The 4,212-nt window shown below is 67.1% G+C and carries 6 protein-coding genes; 2 read left to right on the top strand and 4 right to left on the bottom strand.

All coding sequences use genetic code 11. From position 1 onward, the window contains the following. Nucleotides 1-131: 131 nt before the first annotated feature. Genes rodA through AC01Y6_RS07210 form a run of 4 tightly spaced genes read right to left on the bottom strand, consistent with a single transcriptional unit; the run spans nucleotide 132 to nucleotide 2,544 of the window. The gene (gene rodA, locus AC01Y6_RS07225) at nucleotides 132-1,211 is read right to left on the bottom strand and encodes a rod shape-determining protein RodA (RefSeq protein WP_476670909.1); all 1,080 of its coding nucleotides are present in this window, start codon (nucleotides 1,209-1,211) and stop codon (nucleotides 132-134) included. A 6-nt stretch (nucleotides 1,212-1,217) separates the two neighbouring features. Next, on the bottom strand, nucleotides 1,218-1,439 hold the full coding sequence (gene minE, locus AC01Y6_RS07220; protein ID WP_347240716.1) for a cell division topological specificity factor MinE: 222 nt from the start codon (nucleotides 1,437-1,439) through the stop codon (nucleotides 1,218-1,220). Continuing rightward, nucleotides 1,439-2,242: a septum site-determining protein MinD gene (gene minD / locus AC01Y6_RS07215; protein WP_347240717.1), complete on the bottom strand. Its 804-nt coding sequence runs from the start codon at nucleotides 2,240-2,242 to the stop codon at nucleotides 1,439-1,441. Before minD ends, minE begins: the two co-directional genes overlap by 1 nt. Next, nucleotides 2,239-2,544: a winged helix-turn-helix transcriptional regulator gene (locus AC01Y6_RS07210; RefSeq protein WP_347240718.1), complete on the bottom strand. Its 306-nt coding sequence runs from the start codon at nucleotides 2,542-2,544 to the stop codon at nucleotides 2,239-2,241. The genes minD and AC01Y6_RS07210 overlap by 4 nt, the downstream gene beginning before the upstream one ends. An 82-nt stretch (nucleotides 2,545-2,626) precedes the next feature. On the opposite strand from AC01Y6_RS07210, the gene AC01Y6_RS07205 reads away from it, so the two are divergent. Continuing rightward, nucleotides 2,627-2,764 carry a hypothetical protein gene (locus AC01Y6_RS07205; RefSeq protein WP_476670906.1) on the top strand — a complete coding sequence of 46 codons (138 nt, stop codon included), beginning with the start codon at nucleotides 2,627-2,629 and terminating at the stop codon, nucleotides 2,762-2,764. Nucleotides 2,765-2,773: 9 nt separating this feature from the next. Next, the coding region (locus AC01Y6_RS07200) for an acyl-CoA mutase large subunit family protein (protein ID WP_476670905.1) at nucleotides 2,774-4,212 on the top strand (1,439 nt) is incomplete at its 3' end.

Raw genomic sequence — 4,212 nt, 5'->3', positions numbered from 1 at the left:
CACCAAGACGTCCCTGGCCACGGGGCCCAGTTTAGCAACCCTCCGAGCCCACGCAAGACCCTAGCGCCCGCGCCTTGGTCTCGCAACACGGGGCAGGGGCTCCCGCTCTGGCGAAAGCCGGGGCAGGGCATTTAGGGCTCCGCCCGGTCCCGGTGGACGAGGAGCACCAGGCCCAGGGAGAAGAGGGTGGCCACCAGGCTAGACCCCCCGTAGGAAAAGAGGGGCAGGGTAAGCCCGGTCACGGGCATCACCCCCAGGGCCACCCCCAGGTTCACCACCACCTGGAAGCCCAGCATCCCCCCCACCCCGGCGAGGAAGAGCCGGTCGGCCAGGCGGGGACACTCTAGCGCCAGGGCGAAGAGGCGCAGGAGGAGGAGGGCGTAAAGGCCGAGGAGGGCCGCCGCCCCCACGAAACCCCACTCCTCCGCCCAGACGGCGAAGACGAAGTCCGTGTGGCGGAAGGGCACGAAGCCCAGCTGGGTCTGGGTGCCCTGGCCGTACCCTTTGCCCAAGAGCCCTCCCGAGCCGATGGCGATGGTGGACTGGATGACCTGGAAGCCCTGGCCCAGGGGGTCCCGGTAAGGGTCCAAGACGATGAGCACCCGCTCCCGCTGGTAGGGCTTGAGGCTCGGCCAGACCACGGTAGGCAGGAGGAAGGCCAGGGCCAAGGCGCCCACCAAGAGGTGCCGAAGGGGAAGGCCCCGCACCCAGAGGACGGCCAAGGCCCCGAAGAGCACCACCAGGGTCCCTCCCAGGTCGGGCTGGAGCAGGAGCAGGGCCACCACGGGCAGGGTGAGTAGACCAGGGAGGAGGTAGTCCCAGACCCGAAGGACAGGGCGGTCCTCCAAAAGGCGGGCCAGGGCCAGCACGAGGCCCAGCTTGGCCACCTCCAGGGGCTGGAACTGCAGGGGCCCAAGCACGAACCAGGCCCGGGCGCCGTTCACCTCCCGCCCCACCACGAGGACCAGAAAGAGGAGGACCAGGGAGAGGGCGTAGAGGGGGTAGGCCAGGGCGAAGACCGTGCGGCGGGAGAGGAACTGCACCGCCACGGCAAGCCCGAGGCCGAGGAGGAAGGCGAAGAGCTGACGGAGCACAAGGGCGGGGTCGGGGGCGGCGCTACGGAGGTTGAAAAGCCCCAGGACCGAAAGGGTCAGGGCCAGGAGGACCAGGCCCCAGTCGTAGGCGAAGAGGTTAGGCCGCCGCAGGGTCACCGTTCCTCACTTGAGGGGGATGTCGGCCATCAAGACCATCTTCTCCCCCCGCTCTTCCAAGGCCACGGAAAGCCCTTCCTCCTGGGCGGGGAAGTAGCGGCGCAAGACCTCCAGGAGGTCCTTCTTGAGGTTTTCCACCAGGCCCGGGGAGAGCCTGGCCCGGTCGTAGGCCAAAACGAGTTTCAAGCGCTCCTTGGCCTTTTCCTTGCTCTTCTCGCGCCCCCACATCAGTGGCCTCCGAAAAGCCTCTTCAACACCCCCAGGAAGCCCTGGGCATCTTCCAGGTTCCGGAAGGGCACCTCCTCCCCGCGGAGGCGCCGGGCGGTGTCCATGAAGGCCTGGGCGGCAGGGCCACCCCCCTTGAGCACCAAGAGCTCCCCCTGGTTGGTGGAGATGAGGACCTGCTCGTCCTCGGGGATGACGCCGATGGGCTTGAGGCCCAGGATCTCCACCACGTCCTCCACCGAGAGCATGTCCCCCCGGGCCACCATCCTGGGCCGCAGGCGGTTGATGACGAGGAGGTTCTCCCGGATCTCCCGGGCCTCCAAAAGGCCGATGATCCGGTCGGCGTCCCTTACGCTGGAGACCTCCGGGTTCACCACCACCAAGGCCCCTTCCGCCGGGGTGGCCGCCGTCTGGAAGCCCTTCTCAATCCCTGCCGGGGAGTCTATGAGCACCCGGTCAAACCCCTCCTCCGCGAGAAGGTGTTGGACGAGCTTTCGGAAACGCTCCGGGTCCAGGGCCTCCTTGTCCTTGGTCTGGGAGGCGGGAAGGAGGTAGAGATTTTCCACCCGCTTGTCCCGGATGAGGGCCTGGCGGGGCTTGGCCTTCCCCTCCAGGACGTCAATAAGGTCAAAGACCACCCGGCCCTCGAGACCCATGACCACGTCCAGGTTGCGGAGGCCCACGTCCACGTCTATCACCGCCACCTTCTCCCCAAGCTTGGCCAGGGCCGCCCCCAGGTTGGCGGTGGTGGTGGTCTTGCCCACCCCCCCTTTGCCCGAGGTCACCACGATGGCGCGCGCTTTCACCGCTTTACCTCCTGTGCGTCCAATATCGCCTCCAAATCCCGAAAAAACTCCAAGACCCGCTTCCCCTTAGCCGTCAAGGTGTATTCTACCCGAGGCGGCACCTCCGGGAAGGCCCGCCGCTCCACGAAGCCCAAGGCGTGAAACTCCCTAAGCCTCTCCGCCAGGGTGCGGGGGGAGAGGAGCAGAACGGCCTGGAGGTCGGAAAAGCGGGAGGGCCCCCGGCCCAGGGCGAAGAGGACCTCCGGGGCCCCCCGGCGGGCCATGACCTTGAGCACCTTCCGGGCGTTTTTGGAGAGGGCCATGGGCCAATGCTATCAAAAGGGCTAGAAAGAGGGGAAGCGGGAAGCATTGCCCTGGGAAGGAAGATGGCCTATCCTGGGGAGCGTGAAGGAGGAGCCCAAGCCTGACTGGAAGGACTTCCTGGCCCTGGTCCTGGCCGCCTACAGCCTCCTCCTCCCTCCCCTTTTTCTCCTCCTGGGGACCCTCTTCGCCTTTCTCTTGCTCCTCCGGCTTTTCCGGTAAAACTAAGGCATGGAAGGCCTCTTTGAGTCCCTCCCCGAGGGGTACCGGGAGAAGCTCGGCCGGCCCGGGGAGTACCCCTTCACCCGCGGCATCTACCCGAGGATGTACCTGGAAAGGCCCTGGACCATGCGCCAGTACGCGGGCTTCTCCACCGCCGAGGAGTCCAACGCCCGCTACCGCTACCTCCTCTCCCAGGGCCAGACCGGCTTAAGCGTGGCCTTTGACCTCCCCACCCAACTCGGCCTGGACCCCGACCACCCCATGAGCGTGGGGGAGGTGGGGCGGGTGGGGGTGTCCATCGCCACCCTGGAGGACATGCGGAGGCTCTTTGAGGGTATCCCCCTGGACCGGGTCTCCACCAGCATGACCATCAACGCCCCGGCCATGATGCTCCTCGCCCTCTACCTCCTGGTGGCCGAAGAACAGGGGGTCCCCTGGGACAAGGTCTCGGGCACGGTGCAAAACGACATCCTCAAGGAGTACTTCGCCCGCGGCACCTACATCTACCCCCCCGGGCCCTCCATGCGCCTCGTGACCGACATCTTCGCCTTCTGCGCCGAGCGCGTCCCCAGGTGGAACACCATCAGCATCTCCGGCTACCACATCCGGGAGGCCGGGTCCACCGCCGCCCAGGAGATCGCCTTCACCCTGGCGGACGCCAAGGCCTACGTGCGGGCGGCTTTGGAGCGGGGCCTGGACGTGGACCGCTTCGCCCCGAGGCTTTCCTTCTTCTTCGCCGCCCACGGGGACATCTTTGAGGAGGCCGCCAAGTTCCGGGCGGCAAGGCGCCTTTGGGCCCGGATCATGCGGGAGGAGTTCGGGGCCAAGGACCCGAAAAGCTGGATGCTCCGCTTCCACACCCAGACCGGGGGCTCCACCCTCACGGCCCAGGAGCCCCTGAACAACGTGGTGCGCACCGCCTACCAGGCCCTGGCGGCGGTCCTCGGGGGGACGCAGAGCCTCCACACCAACGCCTACGATGAGGCCCTGGGCCTGCCCACGGAAAAGAGCGCCCTCCTCGCCCTAAGGACCCAGCAGATCCTGGCCTACGAGAGCGGGGTCACCCGGGCCATAGACCCCTTGGGGGGAAGCTTCTACGTGGAGCACCTCACGGACAAGCTGGAACAGGAGGCGGAAAGAATCCTCCGGGAGATTGACGCCCTGGGGGGCGCGGTGGCCGCCGTGGAGGCGGGCTACTTCCAGAGGGCCCTCGAGGAGTCCGCCTGGCAGTTCCAGAAGGAGGTGGAGGAGGGCAAGAGGGTCATCGTGGGGGTGAACCGCTTCTTTGACCCCAATAGCCCCCTGAACGAGCCCGTCCCCGTGCAGCGGATTGACCCCGAGCTCCACGAAAGGCGCAAGCGGGAGCTCGCCGAGTTCAAGGCGAGGCGGGACGGGGAAAGCGTAAGGGTCGGGTTGGAAAAGCTGAGGGAAGCGGCGAGGGGCCAGGA

This window comes from Thermus sp. (assembly GCF_056332225.1).
Note: the sequence above shows the minus strand (reverse complement) of the source record. Positions and strands in the feature narration are given on the sequence as shown.

What these genes read in the sequence shown, in the direction of transcription:
- minE (WP_347240716.1), bottom strand. Translation starts at nt 1,439, where the DNA reads ATGTGGGGGCGCGAGAAGAGCAAGGAAAAGGCCAAGGAGCGCTTGAAA.
- AC01Y6_RS07210 (WP_347240718.1), bottom strand. Translation starts at nt 2,544, where the DNA reads ATGGCCCTCTCCAAAAACGCCCGGAAGGTGCTCAAGGTCATGGCCCGC.